This window comes from Paenibacillus sp. sptzw28 (genome assembly GCF_019550795.1).
GTDB lineage: Bacteria > Bacillota > Bacilli > Paenibacillales > Paenibacillaceae > Paenibacillus_Z.
In genome coordinates this window covers 974720-996361 of the sequence record NZ_CP080545.1, presented here as the reverse complement: position 1 = coordinate 996361, position 21642 = coordinate 974720, and the positions used below count along the sequence as shown (strand labels likewise).

The following is a 21642-nucleotide window of genomic DNA, read 5'->3' as shown; positions in this document are numbered from 1 at the left end:
CCCGTTAGGTGAGCGAAGGGGCAGCCACTGATTCTGCAGCCCCTTCGGAGTTGAGCTCTTGTGTTCGTTAGCTTAATCAGCGTACAATATCGCAATATCGTTACGTAAATCACTTTTCTTTATTTCGCCATATTCATCTCCAATTTCTTTTAATGAATAGGTTTTATTATTAAGCAAATAGTTTTTTAATTTTAGGAATGTACTCATTGGGAACTCATGGTCCCAATTTTCTTTGTATCCCACAATTCCATGTTCTTTAATTAAAGAATCAACTTTCAAAATGATTAATTCCAATAAAGTATCATAAGGACACTCTGTATCGATGTCTGTTTTATTTCCATCCCCTTCCATGGCGTTATTTTTGACTATGACATGTAATATTCCATTTGATTTTAATGTAAAATTCCAAGTTGTAATACAAGGTTCACTGTTCCAATGACAACTCGTGACTGTTCTTAACCCATCGTCCTTTGAAACGCAGTTTGAATTTATTAACAAAAGTGCGGAAAGTAAATCACCTAAACAGTCAGATACATAAGTGACATTAAATGATGACCTCTGAGAATTTATTTCAATAAATCCATCCACAACCCAACGGGCAACAAAGTTATATTCAAACTTCATAAATTAACACCACCGTTCTGTTTTTGTTAATTTTAACACAGTAGTCTATCTCAATAAAAAATCAATAACACACTTCACAGAGCCTAAGCTAAAAAAACGGCTGCCGAAGCAACCGTTTTCCACTATCGTATATCGCCGTAACGGTTGCAATTTTGCATCCGGTTTGGCTATCAGTTCTAAATGATCTGTAAGTTGAGGTAGATTTTCCTTTTGCGTTTGTTACCGTCATGGCCGGAATTACGGTGCCAAGCCTGCAATCGATTGAAAAGATGACCACTATTCCTGCCGTGGGACAACCATTCACCAGTACTTGTCTTCATCATCTCTTTACTCTTTCGATTTTCGGACCGCTCAAATGACAATTGTCCTTCTAAAAATCTTGTGTAGTGTTTTTTACCGGTTCTACACCATTCTTGATAAAATTGTTCAGCGCTCATATTTATTTGAGCATGGGTTTATACTTCTCATAGAAAGCATACACGGCCTGAAATCCCGCACCTTTAAAATCAAGAAGCGCACCATTCAAATCAAAAAAATTTGTTTCTTCACCTCTTAATTTTTATCCAATCTCACACACTTCCAAGATCAACAAAGGGCTGCCAAACGGCAGCCCTGCCCAGACTGACAAATAAGTATTCGTTTGATCAAACACTTTCGATAGTTAACCGGCTAAATAAGCGTTGTAAAAGCGGGTAATCGCAACAGCAAAATCCCCTCGGGTTACTTTTGCCCCGGGCTTAAAAACGGCATGGACGGTAGGGGCCATATCATAAGGGCTTTGCGTCACCGTGAAATAAGCGTTTAAAATGTTCAAATCCAAAGCAAGCTGAACGTACCCTCTGAGGGCCTCAGGGATGTCGGCCGCATCCTCGATGGGGATTCTCTGGTCTCCGTACTGAACGGTAACATCCAGACCGCTAAGCGCGGAAGCCTGTTCCTGCAGCCCCATGCTTTGTATAAGCGAGTAAGCCAGATCGGCGCGGAGTACGGCTGCACCCGGAGCAAATTTTCCTGCCGAGACAGGAAGCAAGACTCCGTTTTGCTGCTGCAGACGATCTCTAAATGCGGCTCCTTTGGCAGTTACCGCCTCGACGAAGGGTAAATCGGCGGCATTCACGTCTGTAAAAGATGCGGTGGATGGAAGCGACTGTCTGATTTCCGCACCCATCGTCAAATAATTCGCCAGCTCTTTACGTATCAGCGTTTGATTCGGTTTGAAGCTTCCATCTGCATAACCGTCCGCCAAGCGTTCGCTTACCGCTGTTTTGATCGCAGCTTCTGCCGGGTTTCCCGCAATATCGCTCAGACCGGTAAATCCGCTCGCTGTTTTTAACGTGACCGTCCCTTTTACTTCTTCCGGCAGTGCTGCCGTGTTTCTCACCCCTCTAAGTTCAACCGTCCAGGTACCCGCTTCCGGAGTCGATACCGATACCGTCCGGTCCGTATAGAGCGGAAACAATACGTAGACACCCGAACTGTATTCGGTTCCGCCCGGCGAGATCAGCACCAGATTCATCGGATTGCCTGTCGTTTCGTCAATTCCATATGCATTAATCCTGACAACCAGTTCCGTCTTACCGGCCTCCACAGAGAAGCTGAAACGGTTCGAACTGCCTGTCGCCGGGTTATAGTCAACCATGAAAGGCGTCCGGGCGGCAGTGATGTCGGCATTGCTGTTGAATCGACGGAACAGGTTTACCGTTTTTCCGTAATTTTTAGCCTTGAAAGCATAATCGACGGCCGCATATGCATTGACATAGCCTGCTCCGGTTTCCCACGATTCAGTCCCGGGGATATTGGTCGCGGTGAGCTGAAGAATTTGTTTGACTTCCGCCGGGGACAAGGCCGGGTTCGCATCAAGCATTAATGCGACTATTCCTGCCACATGCGGAGTAGCCATCGATGTTCCGCTCATCATCGTATAATACGGCAGATATGCCGGTTCGATGGCAGCCGCGTCATCAGCCGCCGCGAGGGAAGAAACGGGAGCCAGGGTCCGGGTCGAGATGATATCGACACCTGGAGCCGTTACGGTCGGCCTGTCTTCCCATGTCCATGTTTGACCGTCTATCATGAACGTACCTTTTTTCCCTTTGACTCCGCGCGACGAGAAATCCGCAAGCTTGCCTTGTTTATCCCCTGCCGCAACCGAGATGACCCAAGGAGCTTTTGCATAAGGATTGTGAGTATCTTCTCCCGGACCCTCATTTCCAGCGGCGAAAGTGACGACGATTCCTCTGTCATACGCTTTCTTGGTTGCGATATTGATAGGGTCTTCAGGGTCGAAATCGCCGGAGGAACCCCAAGAGTTGGTAATGATTCGAATACCATATTCATACTGATGGGTTAAAGAATAATCGAGGCCTCCCAGCGCATCCAGTATGAAGAGAGCCGCCCCCGATCCGTATCCTACCAGGTCGGCACCCGGAGCCACTCCTTCGTATTTGCCGTTTGACATCGCGCCGGTCCCGCCAACCGTACCGGCCACGTGAGTGCCGTGTCCGGAGTTGGTATCGGTATTCGGTATATTTTCCGAGTAAGTGACGGGAAGCAAATCGCTGAGAGCGTGAAGGTTCGTCGCGCCGCTTACGTTCTGCACCAGATGTCTTCCGAATTCGATGTCTTTATTGGTTCCGTCGACTCCGCTGTCATTCACGACTACGGTCACTCCTTTGCCGGAGACAGGGAGACCCCCGTTCTCTACGGACATACCGGCATCGCCACGCACCTTATCCACTCCGGTTAGAGCAGTGCTGTCGTAGTTGAAATATTCCAGCTTTTTATTGAAAAAGATAGAACGGACTGCCGAACTTGCGGCAAGCGCATTAACCTGATCCGAAGTAACCACAACGCCGGCCATCGGAAGGGATTGAAGCGCTGCTCCTTGGCTAATGCCAATCGTTCTCAAAAGCTCGATATCGGATACTGTCGGGGCATCATTCCCTCTGAAGGTTACGATCGCTTCAACAGGCGTTCCGGGGGCGGCCTGCAGCGCTTGGATCAGCAGCGGATCCACAACCGCCTGTCGGGGTGCCGTTTCCGCACCTGCCGCGGAAAACGCTCCGGTGAATAAAGCAATAACAATAACCACACACGCAAAAATCGATTTGACTCTCATCATATCACTCCTTTTTGATCAACCTCGATTAACCGGGCTTCATCACCGCATCGATTCTGACTTATGTGTCCGATGCTTCGATGAGCCCGGAAAATCGTACCAATATATTCGACATAATTCACTTGAAATCCTTTACAATTTAATCAAATTACGGTCGTTGGCACATAACCGGCATCCGCTTGCGCTGAGTCCATTAAAAACACGAAGCCGCAGGCTTCCCTCTTATATCAAAAAAATAACGAACAGGCTCTGCCTGCTCGCAATAATACGTTCGTTTATTCAGCTGAATTAAAGCATAAATTCGACAAACTCCGGCGAGCGCAGCATCCCGTTCTTCGTCCTGTTGCGAAATCTCACGCGGGCCTTGATACGCGGCTGCACATACACATAATCCCGGTCTTCACCGGTAACTATCGTATTCCCACACCATAGAAGGCTTTCTTGTGCGCGCTTGGTACCGATAATTCGATAATGCCTGCCGAACTGCCGTTCATATGCGCCAACCATCCGAATTGATCCTTTCGATAGCCCGCTATATAGACATCGGTGTACTGGTAATTGATAATCTTCAGCCAATTATCACTGCGCCGGCCAACATACAGGCTATCTCTGCGCTTCGCCACGATCCCCTCCAAATTGCGCGCTCTAATGGAATCGAATAAGGCGGTACCGGCGCCCTCTACGGCAAAAACAGGTGAGTAGAACGCATTAGCGGTAAGGATTCGCATAAGCAGCGCTTTTCGTTCTAAGAGAGGCCAACTGCGGACATCCGTTCCGTTGTAATGCAGCACGTCGAACACATAGTAATGGACGGGTTTCGTTAATGCGGCCTCGCGTATCTTTGTCGTTCTCGTCAGCTTGAATCGTTCCATAACCGCTTCGAAATCGATCCAGCCGCTCTCGTCCATACGTGCCACCTCGCCGTCGAGAACAACGCTGCAGCCCGGCTCCACCGGCACGCTGTGCAGCTCAGGGTACTGGCGCGTAACTTCGTTATTGTGCCGCGTATACAAATGAACTTGGCCATTAGTGAGGGAAAGGATCAGACGGTGGCCGTCGATCTTCGGATATCTCCATTAAATTGCACAAAAATAATATGTACAATAATAATTAGATTAGATCTTATTAGTACCGGATTTTAAGAGGTTTCATAAAAAATACCATTGCACAAAAATAGACAGAATCATATCTCCTCCCCCCATAACTTACCACCTCTATCTCTATAGCAAGCACGCTATAATTGCGTTAGAGGTGTTTTTATGTACAATTTCATATATCCGATGTTACTGGAGACAGCGCCCGACCCGTTCGACGACAAGCGTTACGTATTCCAACCAAAAATAGACGGTCATCGCGCTATCATTACTCGCCACAACGGCGAGACACACATATTCACACGCCACGATAACGAAGTCACGCGCCTCTATCCGGAGCTATGGGACGTACCAGTGATTGAAGACGTCGTTTTAGACGGTGAAATCGCGTGCCATGACGAGGACGGCGCAATCGATTTCGAGCGGATGCAGACGCGATTTGCCGTTAAGAACACCGATAAAATAGCTGCTGCTATGCGCCATAATCCCGTTACATTCTACGCTTTCGATATCTTGGATCTGAATGGGCGGGATTTACGCAAGCTGCCGCTATACGAACGCCAACGGATCCTGGCGGACGTGTATGGTGGCTCGAAGGCGTTCAGATCCGTACTTACAATAGAGGGCACGGGTAAGGGACTGTTTGACGTGATTAAGGAGCGAAATATGGAGGGTATCGTAGCTAAGCGGAAAGAGTCTGTGTATGTTAGTGAGCGCAGCCCAAATTGGCTAAAAATCATTAACTGGACGTATGTTGACGTTTATATAACAGGATGGCGTAAGCAGCAGTTCGGATGGCTGGCTGCGGTGCACAGCGATGCTGGTACATTGCGCCCTGCCGGCGTAATAGAACTCGGCGTACCCCCGGTTGCGAAGAAAGCGTTTAGAGGCGTTGTTGGGCAGTTAATTACAGGCGAGGATAACACCAATGTCTACGTGGAACCAAGGATTAGGGCGCGCGTAAGGATGCGGAATTGGACCAAGGCAGGCATGCTGCGAGCGCCCAGTTTCGTGGAATTTATAGTATAACCAGGTTTGCTTGTTACTCGCGGTTAGTGTCTTTAGAAAATACAGTGTTAGACTGAGCTCCTTGATGTTACGGGGTTTATGAATTAGACTGGCTCTGAAAATGAAACAGCGGCGGACTAGGACCGAACAAATAAAGTCTAAACTGCCGCTGTACTCATTGCACTAACACTAATACAGACGATGGATCGGTTCCATTGCCGTGCTATCGTCTCCGTTAGCTTAATCTTCTTCCGATACTACTTGAAATTTGGCAAAAGCTCACCCTTGATTATTTAAAGTTTGGATTTGTAACTACTTTTAATTGATCACCTATTTTTTCACAGTCAGGTGAGGACTCTTATCAAGAAGAGGCTGTGCTTCTTTTAAGGCAACTTTTCGTAGTCGATGGCATACCAGGCATTGAATGCCTTATGGCATTCGCCCTTATAAAGCTTTTTATCGGTAAATTTCCGCGCATTCCGTGCTTGTAGGTTGGTAAAAACAATGATTTTTCCAAGCACCCGCGAGCGGTTGACCGTACCACATTGCGGGACAAGCTTGAGATGTTGGCCCCCACGGGTTGAAATACCACAGCGAGTATTTTGAAGGCCATTCTCGCCAGCCTTTTATGGTCTGTTCAGCTAGCCGCCGCTCTCGTTCCCGTGACTTCAGATAAAAATCGGGTTCTAATATGGCATCGAACATGGCATCGTCATTCATATAATGATAAATAACATCATTAATATTGTTGACGTTCTTGAAGTCCGAACACCTGACTACGGCCCGATTAATCACGACAGCGCCAACCGTTAACATACCCTTTTCGCCTTCCGCCTGTGCCTCGCCCCTCATAAGCCGCGCCAACAAATCAACGTCAGACGACCTATACTTAACCCTCGCACCCATGGCAAAACCCCCTTTAACTGGTTAACACACTATATTCACATTTTGGCAAAATGACCGTTGGCGTGCGGGGTCACATGTGTGCCAGGGTGTCAAAACTTAAAAAAGTAGCCGATCGTTTGGCCGGCTGCCGCTGTGTAATGGTTGAACTATCGTACTCCGTCCCTCGGTTTTAAAGGTTTATCTCACGTATGCTCACTCCTTCGCAGGATTTCATCACCTTGTATTGTAACGGTTGGGGGGAATGTAAGCCACATGTACTTTTCCGTCTAGGATTAGGGCATGCGGAAATAGAAGAAACGTCTGGAACATTTCCCCAAAGGCCTTTTCTACTGCACGCATACTCCACAAATCCCTGAAGGTTTACCATCCCACGGCTCGACGGGTCTATGCCCTTACATTCCTTCGTTACACCTATCCAAGGTGTGGAGACCGATAGCGTTTAGCTGATGGGTCTGCGCCCTTATCGGAGACGTACTCGGTCCTCCGTGCTTTCTTTAGTCGAAATCCTGCGAATGAGTCAATTTACGTGGTTTCTATCACGTTTTATGCTGCTTGAGCGTACGAGTGGACTGTTTTTTCAGGAGTGAATTTCTCTCCGCTTTGAACCATACCGATTAGGATTCGAGCCAGTTTCCCAAGCAGCTTAAACACCGATTGTTGCTTGCTCATATGCTTGACCTGAACATTATTTTCATGCAACTGCCGAAAGACTGGGTTGGTTCCTACCAGTGTAAGCGTAGCGAGATACATATATTTTCGCAGTTTGGCATCTCCTCGTTTGGAGATCACGATCTCTCCCTTGCGTTTTCCTGACATGCTTTCGGCTAAGTTTAAACCGGCTTTCCTCAGTAACTGACGCCCATGGGCGTACTGTTTCAAGTCACCTGCACCAGACAGAATCGCTGCAATGTAAATCGTTCCAAGACCTTTTACGGAGCGAAGTTGGCTGACTAGAGGTATATCACCTAGTAAAGTTACAAGTTCTTTTTCGATCTGTTCTAAGATATTGGCAATGCGCTGATACTCCTCTAACAACCGTTTAAAAACGGAAGCATACTCAGGGAAACGAATATCCAGCCACCGAACAATACGATTCTGCAATCGAACACTATTCGCAACCCAAAATTCTCGATCGCTCATAATGGTGCGTAACCTTTGAAAGTGAGTCGCTTGACGAGTGTAATCATAGTAATAGCCACGGCTCACAACATCTGCGATCACAAGTGCGTCCTTCGGATCGCTCTTGGAGGGACAGTTGTCACGGTTTTCCTTGTTCCGTTTCGTCGTTGCTGGATTCACCAAAACAACGTTTACTCCTTTCTGAGCAAGCCAATTGGCCAAGTTTGTCCAATAGTGTCCTGTCGGTTCCATGCCGATGATGAGACTTTTTAATCTGTGTTTCTGCTGTAAGGCATCCAGCCACCGTTGTAATTTTTCAAATCCTTCATGTGTGTTCTTAAACGAAAGATGCCGATTGGAAAGGACTATTCCGCGGAAATTCGTGGCTTGTGCAACATGGGTTTCCTTTGCCATGTCAATTCCCACAACAAGATGAGAGGTGGTAATTCGTTCAATACGTTGATTTTGCCCGTCCGATTGCTTAAACTTCATAGTAAGAGCGCCTCCTTGATGGTGTTGGGTTTCGAGCCCGTGGACAAACCCATCATACCGAGGCGCTCCTTTTTTGACAAAGTCCATTTCTTAGGACTAACAGGAATGTTTAGCTTAATCATTTATCGAGAAGATTTTGCGAATTCACAGAAGTCGACTTAAACTTAGTAACCGACCGTGCGTCGCAATTTAGCGGGATTCCGCTTCTTCTGAAAAAGACTTTTCGTCATGTAGTACGCTATTATAATGCCGGAACAATTTAAGATAACGTCATCAATATCTACAGCCCTCATTCCTAGATTAATGAAATACATCAACAACTGTATGGATTCAATAATCACCGGAATAATAACAGCATAAACTGCTATGTTGATTTTGGGTATGATCCTGAGATTGAAATAATAGTAAAAACCAAACGGCATGCAAATTGCGAGATTACCCACAATATTTTTAATAGCCGTGCTAGAAGGGAATTCTTGAACGTATTCTATGATAGTTTTAAAAGGGATAAGATTATATAGAACATAGTCAGTCTGAGTGGCATAATAAAGCCAAACAATAAATACTAATGAAGAAATATATAAAACAAAAGATATATTAAGAACTTCTCGAACCCACGTGATTCTAAACACTTTCAATAAACAAATTCTAACAATAAAGTAAATCAGCGTTATGGGAATTGCGAATGAAAGCATATCAATAACAAATCTCATAAATAGGTCTCCTCTGCTAAAAAGTCAAGAACAAACCTTAATAAAAGGTTTGTATCCGATTGTATATTGAAACGCCATTTGCTGTCGCGGATATAAGGAACACCAATATCATTAAGGTACGCTTGATATTAACCCCCTCCTTACCTTGAATGCAATTCCCATTGAAATCCCTAATACTTCCAATGCTTAGACGTTCATTTAGCGAGTTTTGTTGCATTATCCTGCCAGTTAGCACAACGAAGCGATGGATCGTCTCCATCGCTTTTTTCTGTACTATCGCTCCGTTAGCATTCCTGTAGAGCGTTAAATTTCCGCTTTGCAAAAAAACGAGCGCCTCGGTACGATGGGAGTACACAACGGGTCATAGCCCTAAAAATCCCATCATCCAGGAGGACGCTCTACTATGAAGTTTAAATCCCAAGCCCGGCAAAATCAACTCATTGAAAAAATTACCGCCCAGCATCTCGTCGTCGGGATCGACATCGCCCAGCAAACGCATGTCGCACGCGCCGTAAATTTTCGCGGTATCGTGATCGGCAATCCTTTATCCTTTTCCAACGACGAGGATGGATTTCTCAACCTTCTTCAATGGATCCAGCGTCTGCAGACCGCCCATCACTTAACGACAGCAATTGTGGGAATGGAACCGACCGGACACTACTGGCTCAATGTATCCCGGTGGCTTGCAGAACGCCAGTTTGAAGTCGTTCTCGTAAATCCGCATCTTGTGAAAAAGAACAAAGAAAACCGCGACAATACGCCCTCAAAGAGCGATAAAAAGGATGCGCTTGTCATTGCCGACATGGTGAAGAACGGGTATTACTCCATCGCACGCACCACACCTGAAGCCTTTACAGAGCTCCGCGTCTTACTCTCCAACCGGGACTTTGTAGTGAAGCGAGTCGTAAGCGCCAAAAACCAAATTCATCGCTGGGTTGACGTGGTTTTTCCTAAGCTGCGGCAGGTATTCCGGAACCTCATAGGCGTTGGTTCGTTAGCTACGCTTCGTCTGTTTCCAACGCCAGCGGAACTCAGCGAGTTACAACCACAAGATCTGATTCAGCGATGGAAGTCTCTTATGAAGCGGCACTGCGGTGAGCGGAAGGCCCGCGCCTTAATCGCACTGGCTGGACGCTCTGTCGGTTCCAGACAAGCAGAGCAGGCCTACAAGCTTCATTTGAAGCAGCTGCTCGCAGAGTATGACTTGGCTTGTGCACAGTTGAAGGACGTAGAGCGTGAGATCGTTTCCGTATTAGAACGCATTCCCTTCGCGAAGTCCATGCTGGCCGTTAAGGGGATTAGTGCCATCTCGCTAGCCGGTATTCTTGGTGAGGCCGGCGATTTAAGCGGCTTTGTTCACGGAAATGCCCTGCTGCGTCATGCGGGTCTCAATCTTGCCGAAGCAAGTTCAGGTAAATGGACCGGACAGATGAAGATCAGCAAGCGCGGGCGATCTCGCCTTCGACGCTTTATCTTCATGATGACGATGAGTCTCGTGATGAATAATCCCGAGTTTCAAGCAATGCATGCATACAATGTGAACGTGAAGAAGATGAAGAAAATGAGGCCGATCATGAAGCTATGCGGCAAACTGGCTCGGATCCTGGTCGGCATGGCACGTACGGGTCAAGCTTACATCCCACAGAAGACACGCCCTCTTCAGCAAGCTGCTTAAACCAAGTCATACCGTTGCGTTGCACGTAGATTGGCTTATTCGCGGGATTTCAAAGAAAGCACGGAGTACCGGATACATTGAACCAAAGGGCACCGACCCGTACCGTTAGCAAGACCGGCCTCCACCCCTTGGACAGGTGTAACGAAGGAATGAGAGGGCAAAGACCCGTTGAGACATGGGAGTGAAAACCTCCGAGGGTGGCGTGGAGAATGCGTGCAGTATCTGGAAATGTCTGGGGCGACAACCTCCCCCTCTATCCCCTACGCCTTCATGTTGCCAACGTCTATAACGGGGTCGCTCTTCCTAACTTTCATCCCTCATAAAAGGGGCGAAATCCTGCGAATAAGCGAGCATTCGTGAGAAAACTAATTCGTACCGAGGGAGTTCAACGATATTACCATATTTGTGGAGGGTATAAATGGTTAAGGATTATAGTGACCCTTCGGAGTGGCTGCCGATTGATTGCGAGGCAGTCTCTATGTCCATTAGTTCCTTCGCTTACGTTTAAATGATCGAGCAAATTTATCAAGAATTGTTCCAATTAAAAAGAAAAAAATAAAATGTGCTATATAACCAGGAAACTTTTCTCTGATATCGGCAGTATTTGGTGGCTTAAAAGGATCAAAATCAAGCATCCAATGATGAAATGGTTCAAAAGGTCCGAGTCCAATCATGAGAATCATGGGATCATGAAGAGTTTCCCAGTAGTCTTTAAAACAAATAATGATGCTAAATACTGAGAACCAAAAGGCCATTCTCCTCAAAAAAAACATGAACTCCCCCCTCCTCCATTCTGTCGAGCATGCATCCAAAAACTGCTCTACTGCCCCAATTTGAGTATGATTGTTCCGAGCCAGTTACTTCAACGATCAGGAAAAGATTGCCGCGGCGCCTGCTCCAGACATAATCATTACGCTATCGTTTCCTTTAGCATAAAACTCAGAGTTACATTTAAAATACACCCTGTTGTTTTTAAATTAGTTTTACTGTCCCTTACGTTTTTTTATTTAATAAAATTGCAGTTATAAATGAGAGCTGTATTGAAATAACAATTCCAATAATAGCAATCATTCCTCCATCATTGTTGTTTGGTTGAATCGTAATACCAACAATATAAAAGAGAATAATTGAAATCACAACTGAAAGTAAGAAGTAACCTAAAGTCAATTGAACTCACCTTTTCTCAAGAAATTTGTTGTCACTTTCTATTAGGAATATCGTGCCCGTTAGCGCAATTGCTTTGCCCAATTATTTCTTCACCTTGTGCCACTGGTCGTTAACTGATTCCCTCCAGGCTATCCACCCCAAGGTTAAGTCAGATAGTTCAATTAGGCTGGGGTCTAATTCAACTATTTCTTTTAGAGTTATCATTCTTGCTTCTTCTTCAGCGACTGTTGCGCCCTCAAGAAATTGCCAGATTCCATCATCTTCATCATGTGATACATATAAAATGAAGCGTTTCTTCATCATCACCCCATATGTTGTAATTACAGCCGTACTTTGTCGATCTTCAAATGGCCAGTTTGTCATTGTTCGTTCGTTATTTGAACATAGTTCTTCAGCTATCTGTTGAACACGTTCATATGTAACTCCAATTTTAGATTCTACCGCTAAAGGATGGTCTGTAGGTTCCAGTTCGATGTAAGGTCTTAGTCCATTTCCTCTATGGTGTACAAATGCTTTTAAGTTTACTGTGTCGGGATAACAAGGCAAAGAAGTAGAAAGCCAACTATACATTGGCTCAAGTAATTCCTGGTTGTCCCAGAGCTCTTTTGTTTTATTGAAATTAGCCTCGCTCAGAGAAACCCAGACTCCCCAAATCAGGTGTTCATCGGTATCGATAATAGGAATCTCAATGCAGCAACGGATAAAAAAATACTCATTATCCATAATACATAAGTCTTCTCCTAGATCAAACCTCTTATCCTGATCCTCGGGCGAGGCAATGTCGTAATAAACAGGTGCTGGGTTCCCGAAGCTCGTCGGGAGTTCATCATGGTAATCACCACAGCAACTACATGTGTATCCTTTAATTTCAAACACCTCCCATGTATTGGACAAAACTGCCAGTTAGCAGAGCGAGGCTGCCGAACGATCCCGCGGCAACCTCGTGGTGTTGTTATATTAAAGTCTTGTGTCCGTTAGTTCAACACAAGTTCATGAGTAATAGGTATTGCAGTATAGCTGGTTAACTTATTATTGTATAAGGTGCATTTATGTTCATAACACCCTTCATTGTTCAATATTGTTGGCAAGAATTGAGGAATCATTTCTCCAACACCAAAGTTACCCTCAGATAAAATCCAGTCTATTGGTTTCCAGTCTAGAATACCTTCATCTACTTTTGAAGGAGTCAAATAGACATATTCGTGTGGTAGTTCCGCTAAAAATGCATACATGCCTCCTGAATAGCTTCCATCGACATCCCACGTAACGATTCCTTTATACTGAATATTCAATAGTTCAATTCCAGTTTCTTCAAATGTTTCACGTACTGCACATTCTAACGGTGTTTCGTTTTCTTCAATTTTACCTCCTACACCGTTCCAGAGTCCCTTTGTTGGAGCAAAATCTCTATTTAACAAAAGCAAATTGTTATTTTGTTTCACGAAACATAAAGTATATTTGAACATTTAACCACTTCTCTCCACATTATTTCCATACACACACTCTATTCTAACGCACATAAGTGCGAATGTAATCTATAAACTCATTTTACAAAACTGCCCGTTAACATTCCTGTAGGTGTTAGTAGATTCAATTTGCAGAAAAACGAACGCCCCGCTAGGATGAGTATGTACTGGGTTGCAGCCCTCAGAACTCACCTTAGGAGGCGTTATTATGAAGTCTAGATTAATTAAAGCTCAAAATCAACGTGTAGAACGTATTTCTACTTCCACCCTTGTCATAGGCATCGACATTGCCAAGGAGAAACATGCTGCTCAAGCTATTAACTTTCGAGGTATTGTCCTCACCAATCGCTCAATTATGTTTTCGAACGACCATGTGGGCTTTGAGCATTTAATAAGCAACATTCGTAAATTACAGAAAATGCACAACTTGAATGACGTCGTTGTGGGAATGGAAAGCACCGGTCACTACTGGTTCAATATCGCCAATTGGTTAATGAAACAAGGTGTTTCAGTTGTTCTTGTTAATCCAATGACGACCAAGCGCAATAAGGAAAACAGAGACAACTCCCCCTCAAAGAATGACCCAAAGGACGCTTTGGTCATTGCAGATGCAGTGAGTCGCGGGTTCTACACGCCCTTCTCTCCAAAGGAAGAAGCCTTCCGCCGCTTACGGGTTATTGTCACAAACAGAGAGCATTGGGTTGTTAAATCCGGACGGATTAAGAACAGAATCCACCGTTGGCTGGATATCCGTTTTCCAGAATACAGACAAGCGTTCGAAGATATTTTTAGCCCTCGTTCATTAGCTACTTTGCGTCGTTTTCCAGCCCCATCTGACGTATTGCAGTTAACTCCGGAGCAGATGGTGCAAACCTGGGGAGTGTATATGGCTAGACCTGGCGGTGTGCGAGGCAGGAACAAGGCGACTCAGCTCCAAACACTCGCTAGACATAGCGTTGGAGACGCTACTGCCCTTGAAGAAGACAAATGGGAACTTAGGCACCTCATCGAAGAATATGAACGAATCTGCCACATCATTGATGAAGCGGACGAGATCATTGAAAAGCTATTGCCCGAAATCCCCTGTTCTGATCTCGTTCGATCCGCCGGTGTTTCCGTTCCTGCAACGGCTGCCATATTCGCATTTGGCGGGGACTTACGTAAGCTGTCTCACGGGAATCAGTTATTGCGAAAGGCTGGATTAAACTTAGCGGAACGTAGTTCTGGCAAGTATAAGGGGCACATTAAGCTAACCAAACGAGGAAACTCATTACTACGGAAGCATTTGTACTTCTCGGTGTTTCACCTCTTATCTCACAATCGTGCATTCCAAGCCCTGCATGCACACAACATTGAAGTAAAACGAATGACGAAAATGCAATCCATGATGAAGTTGATTGGTAAATTGGCTCGAATGCTTGTAGCCATGGCGAGAGAAGGACAAACTTTCTCCGCGGATAAGACTCAACCGCCACTAGCAGCTTAACAACTAAATTCGCAACCCAGACACGTAGATTAGCTCGTTTCGCAGGATTTCACAAAGAAAGCACGGAGTACCGAGATTTTTAGGCTTTAGGGCATAGACCCGTTCCGTTAACGTTGATCGGACTCCACACCTTGGATAGATAGGACGAAGGAATGTGAGGGCATAGACCCGTTGAGATTTGGGAGAGTGAATCCCAAGGACCTTGTGGAGAGAGACGTGCAGTAAATCTTTATATGGAAGATGTTGTAATTAGACCAGCACCTTCTATTCCCGCATGCCCTCAAACGGAACTGCTTAGCCCATCTCATGTAATCCTTTAAACTCCTATTTAGACATGAATGTGAAATTCTGCGAATGAGCGAGCATTCGTGAGAAAAACCTTATTCTCTGAGGGAGCTGAGCGAACCTGCCGATTGATTCCGCGGCAAAGTTTTTTTAAGATATCGATTCAGACATCTTGAAGATATCATAGACGATTGATCCGAACCAGTAGTTTATGCCAGTGCATAAGGCGAGTATGCAAAAGGCAAGTATTCCTTTTAATATCTCAGCTGTTTGCTTATATTTTATCCCCTTGTGGATCCAAATTACACTCTTCCAAATCGTAAATACGACTAAGCAGGATATTAAAATCATTCCAAGTGCTAATTCCATCTGTGTATCATCCTCCAGTGAGTTCTATCGCCTGTCTAAGATTAGACGCCTCCTGCACGGATAATGTTTCTCTGTTATCTTGCCTAAGAACGAAAAAATGGAGCATCTGCACCGCAGCAGTTTGCTCCACTATCGTACCCGTTAGCGTAACAAAAGGACTAGCATTTTTTTCTATATGGAAGTAGACTGCGTTCTACCCATTCATAAAATCTATTTTCTGCTTCTACGTAGTCACGAACCTTAAAAATCACAACACCAAACAATTCATGTCTTGGCTGAGACTTAACAAATAATCCACTATCGTTACTATCATCGTAGTAAACAACCCAACTGTCTTCTTCAAAAAAACATACAGCTTCTATGTCATTACCATCCTTGTAATAACCCAAGTGCCAATGGCTTATTTCCAATTAATCCTTATCTCCTTTACTTCTATAATTTATTGAACTCTCGTTCCTCGTTAGCGTAACGCTGGTTGGGTTTATTCAGCGGTGATGCCCTTTCAGATCGATTCTATTTATTTAGCTATTGTGCCCGTTTAAAGAACGGAGAGTCCGAATTTAATTGGTAAAGCGCAAACAAAGCGACAGTCCTGGACGCAACGTCCGAGACTGCCACTTCCCTCATTTCTGTGTTAATCAGCCATTCAGTCGACGTCCGAGATCTTCCACGTGCCATTTTCCTGCATGAACACGATTCCTGGAGTGCCCGACTTATTTCCGTACGGATCGAACAGATAGCTGAACGTCACATACGCCAGCAGTGCGCCGCCGGGACGGTCTTCGAACGTCACAGAGCGGATGCCCGTAATGAGCCGCTGGCCAATGATCTCGAACAACTGCGCCGGTGTACCGTTCTTCACAAACATTCGGCCGAGCGCAACAGCATCGCGACTGTTCATGGCGTTTACATAGCCGTTCAGCAACTTCGTGGCGGCCAACTTCTTCGCTTCTCCTGCGTACGCGCCTTCATCGAGCAGCTGCGGCTTGAAGACGAGTAGCGTCCCGCGCACGCTTGGCGTCCACGTCAGCTGAAAGCCGAACGCTTCCGACGTCGCGCGCAGCGGCAAATAGACGCGTCCCTTCTTGATAACCGGCTTGGCGTTCACGCCGGTAAGCTGCTTGCCGTTCACCCATAGCGACAGCGTTGCGCTGCTACCTTGGTTGATTTCCTGCGTATCAGGCTGCGTTGAAACGAATGCGGCTTTATGCGCTGCGTCCCATCTCACGTACCAGCCAAACGATTCCGCAAGCGCGCGCATCGGTAGCAGCATGACACCGTTCGAGACGACTGGTGCAAGCGCCGAATCGTTCACCGCGACACCATTGATGGCCAGCGCAGGAGCGGCTGGAGGAGCGATCATAACGCGCTGGGAGGTTCTACTCCAGCCGGTGTCGATGTAGAGGTCATAAATGCCAGGTGTGATCGGCTTAAAGGTGCCGTCGATCGCTTCGCCGTAGGCCGGCATCGTGAATTGAAAATTGTAACGTGCTTCGATGTAAGGTGCGGTAAAGACAAGCAGTGCTCTTTTGGACGGATAACCCACGCCCTTTGCTGTCATATAGCCACCGGATGAGCCGGGGGTCTCGACGAAGATCCGAACCGTTCCTTTATAGTTACCCGCGTCACTGCCCGTAACACCAACCGTCTGTCCGATGGCCGGCTTGAGTGTGCTGATATCTCTCTGCGGAGGTACCGCCAGCAAGGCGTAAAACTCATTGATGGCCGTAGCATCCTGGGCGATATATTTATCTTCGCCGACAAGGATGTAGACCTGCTGTGAATCATTGAATTGTAAGTAGATATCGGTGCCATCGGTTAGCTTGATATCGACACTGGTGGCGAAATAGACATCCTCTCCGACCAGTTGCTCCGTCGTCGGCTTTGCGTTCTTAAGCAGCCGGTTCGCGATGGTCACCGTTTTCGCAATAGCGTCTTGGTCCGCTGCGCGCGAGCCAAACAGTGGCACATACGCCATATCGGACCGCCCCATTTGGACCCGCTGGACCGCAGACGCTTGAATGGCCGATGACACCGGCACGGCCATGGTTTCATCTTCGGCTGCTGTCGGCACATTGGCTGCCGTTGGCGCTGCCGCCTCAGCCGCCTGCGCGGTTCCGGCCGTCCCGGCGGGAACTCCGACAGCGAGCAGTGCCGCCAGGCCGAACATATAAATCCGTTTCATTTTCATCTCATCGACACCTCTCCGTCAGGTAGACTTTAGGCAGTGAAGCTTGTCATTCAAAATCCGCCTTTTTCTTTTGATTGTAATTATATCGAGTCACAAAGAATTAGACGCATGCTCATGGATAGAAGTTGTAAAATGGATGCTGTTATTTTCTCAAAACAGTAGTCATCGCTCTGTTAAACTGCCAGTTAGCTTAACGAGGCTGCCGACCGTTTTCGCGGCAGCCTCTCGGTGTGGGTTTTGGAACTATCGTGTTCCGTTAGTTTAGCAATTTATATCGCCATTGTGTGTAACTTATTGCCTTCGGTATCCCAAAATTCAAATCCATCACCACTATCTGATATTTCCGTTACTTGTATTCCTTTTTCTTTTAAATACCGATGTGCCTCTGCTACATCCGTACATTGAAAATGAAATGCCGCGTAAGGTAATGGTGTAACTTTGCTTGGCATCCCTACAATGATGAATCCAGTTCCATTCTCCATGTTAAACCCGGCAAGTGGTTTATTATTATCGTTGCTGGTCCAGGCAGGCTTTAAGCCTAATATGTTGGTATAAAAATCATATGCCCTTTCAAAATCAAAAACATGAACATAACAATTTCCAATCTTTTGTTTGAACGGAATGTTGTCTGTAATATGCTCGCCCATTTTTACCACCACCTGTTTTAATTTGGTATTCTTAACCATTATAATTATAGCTTCTTATCTTCGAAAGTCGATGATGATTATTGAATTATTTTCTTCGCATTACTGCCCGTTAGCACTCCCGCCATTTTGTACAGTTTGATATTTATGTACAACTATAATTTATGCTAATAATGCATGATACAAAAGGAATGGGATTGTTTTTTTCATAATGTACATGCTGGTTTATAGAGATACTTTCGGTTCAAATACGTAGCGGCTGTCGTCGAACGGGGATTCCCGCTTCTCGAGCTGCATCGGTTCAATAAACATAGAAACACCTCTATTCCAATTATAAGCGCGCGGCTGCAGGTATAGAGGCGGTATATTTTGGATTTATGCCGCTTCTGCGGCCAGAACATTGCAAACATGAAATATTCGAGGGCCGCCGGAAGTCATGCAATATGCTCGAATGACGCCATTACGCACCGAGTGGATCTGAATTGTCCGCTTAGTTATACGGTTGTTCCGGTCAATGTACATGATTGTAACGAGACGGCCAATATATTTTTCAAGTGACATTTGCAGCCCCTCCAATGCGAACGTATGGTCTTATTATATACCGAATATATGTTCGTCATGCAAGTGGTATTTATTTCATTTGCTGCCGATTTGCCGCCCCTTTTTCACTCGTCCAGATACAAGTCCTTAAGAAAATTGACTTACATCTTAAAAAACTGGAGCCCTTTTCAGCACTAATTCTGATACTGTTAAAATGAGGCACATGCTTTTGCTGAAAGCGGGGGGATCTTCATCGAATTCGTCAGGTCATTCATGCGCAACAAAAACATGCTTATCCGTATCGTATCGTCATATGTTCTTGTCGGCCTGCTCATCATTGCGGTCTTGACGTTCGTAATTACCTCCAGGGTATCCCGGAATTTGACGCTGGAAATCAATCGTTCCACAGATCGCGCTGTTGAACAGTCGTATAATACGGCAAACATTTTGCTCACTTCCACATACGAAAATTATGCAAGCGCTTTCGGGGACGCCAATATCCAGAACGGCTTCTACAATGAGGATTTCGATACGAGCGCATTGGGGAGAATCGGCAGCAAGCTTTACGAGCTCGGCAGTACGAACCCGCTGGTGCACTCGCTTTATTTATTCAATTATCAGAAGCGGCTCGTCTTTTCCTCGCTTTCCACCGTGCGAACATTCGATGATTTCTATGATTCCGGGATGCTTAAGCTGCTGGATAATATCCAGCCAAACCGGTCCGGCATCTTTTTTTCACGTCATATCCGGTACGACATCGATGGGAAACCATACGACAGCAATCTGATCTCCCTTGTATATTTAAGTTCCATCGGCCGAGTCACGAACGGTGCCATGGTTGTAAATCTGGATCAGCAAACGCTGCAGCGGATGGTTATGAGCGGGACCGGCAGCAGCTCCTTTCAATCGATAATTCTTAACAAGCAAGGAACGGTCATTTCTCATACGGACAGCGCCATAATTAACAGAAACCTGTCGGATCAGAGCTATGTGAAAAGAATCGGAGCATCAAGCGAACCAAAAGGCACCATGGAGCTGACTATGGAGGGACGGAAGTTCCGCATCACGTACATAAAGTCCGATAGTTTGGGATGGACCTTCATCGGGGTCATCGACTATGACAATGTACTCCGGAACGTTGAGGAAATGAAACGGTTTATTTTATCGGCTACGGTCGTGCTGCTTTTGAGCATGCTCGCGCTTGCCGGATTCTTCACCCGAATCATTTACGGTCCGATTCATCGTTTGACCCGAAGCGTGCGAGACGCCTCCTTCGGTTCGAGAGAGCGGCAGCCCGTGTCCGAGCTGGATTTGCTTGGAGGCACATTCGCTTATTTGGAGAATAAAATTCAGGATTTGCAAACAAGCATCGTCGACTATCAGTCCGCCAAACGCCATGAAGTGCTTCAACTATTGAAAACCGGCGGCTGGACCGGCGACGCCGAAATGGTGCGCAAGCTAAAGCAAGCAGGCATTGTATTCGAACACCCTCATTTTCTCGTATGTCTGCTTCGAATCGATTCGTTTCGCAGCCTTCAGGACGCCTATAAGCAAACGGATATTTCTTTATTCAAATATGCGATCGCCAATATTGCCGTAGAGCTTAGTCCGGGCACATACCAGCCGGTCTGCTTCGATTGCAGGGAAGATTCGATTGCGCTCATCGTCAATATTCCGCGCGAGGCGGCGGGTGAAGATCAGGAGATCGCTGCTGCGCTTGAGCAGATTCAAACGAATGTCGGCAAATTTCTGAAGCTCTCGGTATCCGCCGCATTGGGTACGCTTGTTGACGGACTGGCACAAATCCGGCATTCATGGAGCTCCGCCTATGATGCTTCGCGATACAGAATCGTGCTCGGAGCGGGCTGTTTAATAAACCGCGATTTTCCGGAAACGAGAGAAGCGCTGCAGGAAGGTCATATCGCACACCTGGAGAAGCAAGTGACGGACCGCATGAAGCTGGGAGATCTTGAGAAAACGAGAGAGGCTCTCGGCGAATTTATCGCTTATGCCCGGAAGGCCCCATTCGACGAAATGATGCTGGTGTTTGCCCAGCTGCTAATCGCGGTCGTCCGGATCGCCAAGGCGATGGGTTCGGCCGGCCAGGAAGTGATGCGAATGGATATCGGCTATCTTAGCCAGCAGCTTCATTTAAAGGAGTCCATGGAAGAGATCGAGCAGTGGTACATGGAGCTTTGCGAGCATTCGATCAATATGAGGGACCGGCAATCGCAGCAGAAGAACAAATGGATTGTGGATAAGGTGCTGCGGTATATTCATGAGAACTACAGCAGCCCGGGCTTGACCGTAGATACGCTTGTGGAGGTCGGCGGCTTGTCAACCAATTACATGCGCAAAGTATTTAAAGATGCCGTCGGGCAATCGATATCGGTCTATTTGACGGAGTATCGGTTCGCGAAAGCAAAGGAGCTGTTGATTCAAACGGATTTGCCTGCGAACAGGATCGGCGAGTTGGTCGGGTTCGAGAATACAAATTATTTCTATGTCTCGTTTAAGAAGCATTGCGGCAAAACGCCGGATCACTTCCGAAAACAGCCGAAATTCAATGTTTTGGATGAGAGCATAAGCAGCGTTTAATGAATTTGAGAAATTTTATTCATGAGGCCTCATATCGGTACCATTCAACCAAAATAGTAAGATTTCACACCCCGAATTTGACGGAAAATAAAGATTTTGGCCATAATCCAAACTTTCGCGGAGCAGGTGGCGGGCATAAAGTTAGAT

16 protein-coding genes and 1 pseudogene are annotated in these 21642 nt (G+C 46.1%); 4 read left to right on the top strand and 13 right to left on the bottom strand.

Annotation, left to right across the window (positions count from 1 at the left end; all coding sequences use genetic code 11):
• Nucleotides 1-72 precede the first annotated feature (72 nt).
• The 3 genes from KZ483_RS04665 to KZ483_RS04655 form a co-directional block, all read right to left on the bottom strand.
• Entirely contained in the window at nt 73-624 is a 552-nt protein-coding gene (locus KZ483_RS04665) for a hypothetical protein (RefSeq protein ID WP_220351564.1), read from the bottom strand.
• Between the two features lie 661 nt (nt 625-1285).
• Nucleotides 1286-3745 carry a S8 family serine peptidase gene (locus KZ483_RS04660; RefSeq protein ID WP_220351563.1) on the bottom strand — a complete coding sequence of 820 codons (2460 nt, stop codon included), beginning with the start codon at nt 3743-3745 and terminating at the stop codon, nt 1286-1288.
• A 407-nt stretch (nt 3746-4152) separates the two neighbouring features.
• The gene (locus KZ483_RS04655) at nt 4153-4755 is read right to left on the bottom strand and encodes an ATP-dependent DNA ligase (RefSeq protein ID WP_258881538.1); all 603 of its coding nucleotides are present in this window, start codon (nt 4753-4755) and stop codon (nt 4153-4155) included.
• Nucleotides 4756-5001: 246 nt separating this feature from the next.
• Here KZ483_RS04655 and KZ483_RS04650 point away from each other — a divergent pair, with 246 nt between their 5' ends.
• Nucleotides 5002-5865, top strand: a complete 864-nt coding sequence (locus tag KZ483_RS04650; protein ID WP_220351562.1) for an ATP-dependent DNA ligase — start codon at nt 5002-5004, stop codon at nt 5863-5865.
• Nucleotides 5866-6300: 435 nt separating this feature from the next.
• Here KZ483_RS04650 and KZ483_RS04645 read toward each other — a convergent pair whose 3' ends face one another.
• The 3 genes from KZ483_RS04645 to KZ483_RS29035 form a co-directional block, all read right to left on the bottom strand.
• Nucleotides 6301-6750, bottom strand: a complete 450-nt coding sequence (locus tag KZ483_RS04645; protein WP_220347984.1) for a cell wall hydrolase — start codon at nt 6748-6750, stop codon at nt 6301-6303.
• A gap of 543 nt (nt 6751-7293) precedes the next feature.
• On the bottom strand, nt 7294-8361 hold the full coding sequence (locus KZ483_RS04640) for an IS110 family RNA-guided transposase (RefSeq protein WP_220351561.1): 1068 nt from the start codon (nt 8359-8361) through the stop codon (nt 7294-7296).
• 164 nt (nt 8362-8525) lie between these two features.
• A complete protein-coding gene (locus KZ483_RS29035) occupies nt 8526-9056 on the bottom strand; it encodes a VanZ family protein (RefSeq protein WP_397376180.1) in 531 nt (176 codons plus the stop codon).
• 421 nt (nt 9057-9477) lie between these two features.
• Here KZ483_RS29035 and KZ483_RS04630 point away from each other — a divergent pair, with 421 nt between their 5' ends.
• A complete protein-coding gene (locus KZ483_RS04630) occupies nt 9478-10749 on the top strand; it encodes an IS110 family RNA-guided transposase (protein WP_220351559.1) in 1272 nt (423 codons plus the stop codon).
• A 485-nt stretch (nt 10750-11234) separates the two neighbouring features.
• On the opposite strand, the gene KZ483_RS04625 is transcribed toward KZ483_RS04630, so the two are convergent.
• The 3 genes and pseudogenes from KZ483_RS04625 to KZ483_RS04610 all read right to left on the bottom strand — a co-directional run bounded on the left by KZ483_RS04625 (nt 11235) and on the right by KZ483_RS04610 (nt 13382).
• Nucleotides 11235-11522 carry a hypothetical protein gene (locus KZ483_RS04625; RefSeq protein WP_220351558.1) on the bottom strand — a complete coding sequence of 96 codons (288 nt, stop codon included), beginning with the start codon at nt 11520-11522 and terminating at the stop codon, nt 11235-11237.
• A gap of 763 nt (nt 11523-12285) precedes the next feature.
• Nucleotides 12286-12792, bottom strand: a pseudogene (locus KZ483_RS28875) (DUF2199 domain-containing protein); the annotation flags it as partial.
• A 98-nt stretch (nt 12793-12890) separates the two neighbouring features.
• A complete protein-coding gene (locus tag KZ483_RS04610) occupies nt 12891-13382 on the bottom strand; it encodes an NUDIX hydrolase (RefSeq protein WP_220351557.1) in 492 nt (163 codons plus the stop codon).
• Nucleotides 13383-13590: 208 nt separating this feature from the next.
• Here KZ483_RS04610 and KZ483_RS04605 point away from each other — a divergent pair, with 208 nt between their 5' ends.
• Nucleotides 13591-14868, top strand: coding sequence for an IS110 family RNA-guided transposase (locus KZ483_RS04605; protein ID WP_220351556.1), 1278 nt, complete (start codon nt 13591-13593; stop codon nt 14866-14868).
• Nucleotides 14869-15680: 812 nt separating this feature from the next.
• Here KZ483_RS04605 and KZ483_RS04600 read toward each other — a convergent pair.
• The 4 genes from KZ483_RS04600 to KZ483_RS04585 form a co-directional block, all read right to left on the bottom strand.
• Nucleotides 15681-15932, bottom strand: coding sequence for a DUF3986 family protein (locus KZ483_RS04600; protein ID WP_220351555.1), 252 nt, complete (start codon nt 15930-15932; stop codon nt 15681-15683).
• A gap of 236 nt (nt 15933-16168) precedes the next feature.
• Nucleotides 16169-17713 carry a copper amine oxidase N-terminal domain-containing protein gene (locus KZ483_RS04595; RefSeq protein WP_220351554.1) on the bottom strand — a complete coding sequence of 515 codons (1545 nt, stop codon included), beginning with the start codon at nt 17711-17713 and terminating at the stop codon, nt 16169-16171.
• A gap of 269 nt (nt 17714-17982) precedes the next feature.
• Nucleotides 17983-18360 carry a VOC family protein gene (locus KZ483_RS04590; RefSeq protein WP_220351553.1) on the bottom strand — a complete coding sequence of 126 codons (378 nt, stop codon included), beginning with the start codon at nt 18358-18360 and terminating at the stop codon, nt 17983-17985.
• Between the two features lie 372 nt (nt 18361-18732).
• Entirely contained in the window at nt 18733-18918 is a 186-nt protein-coding gene (locus KZ483_RS04585; RefSeq protein WP_220351552.1) for a hypothetical protein, read from the bottom strand.
• 252 nt (nt 18919-19170) lie between these two features.
• On the opposite strand from KZ483_RS04585, the gene KZ483_RS04580 reads away from it, so the two are divergent.
• Nucleotides 19171-21495 carry a helix-turn-helix domain-containing protein gene (locus KZ483_RS04580; RefSeq protein WP_258881536.1) on the top strand — a complete coding sequence of 775 codons (2325 nt, stop codon included), beginning with the start codon at nt 19171-19173 and terminating at the stop codon, nt 21493-21495.
• The last annotated feature ends 147 nt before the right edge of the window (nt 21496-21642 follow it).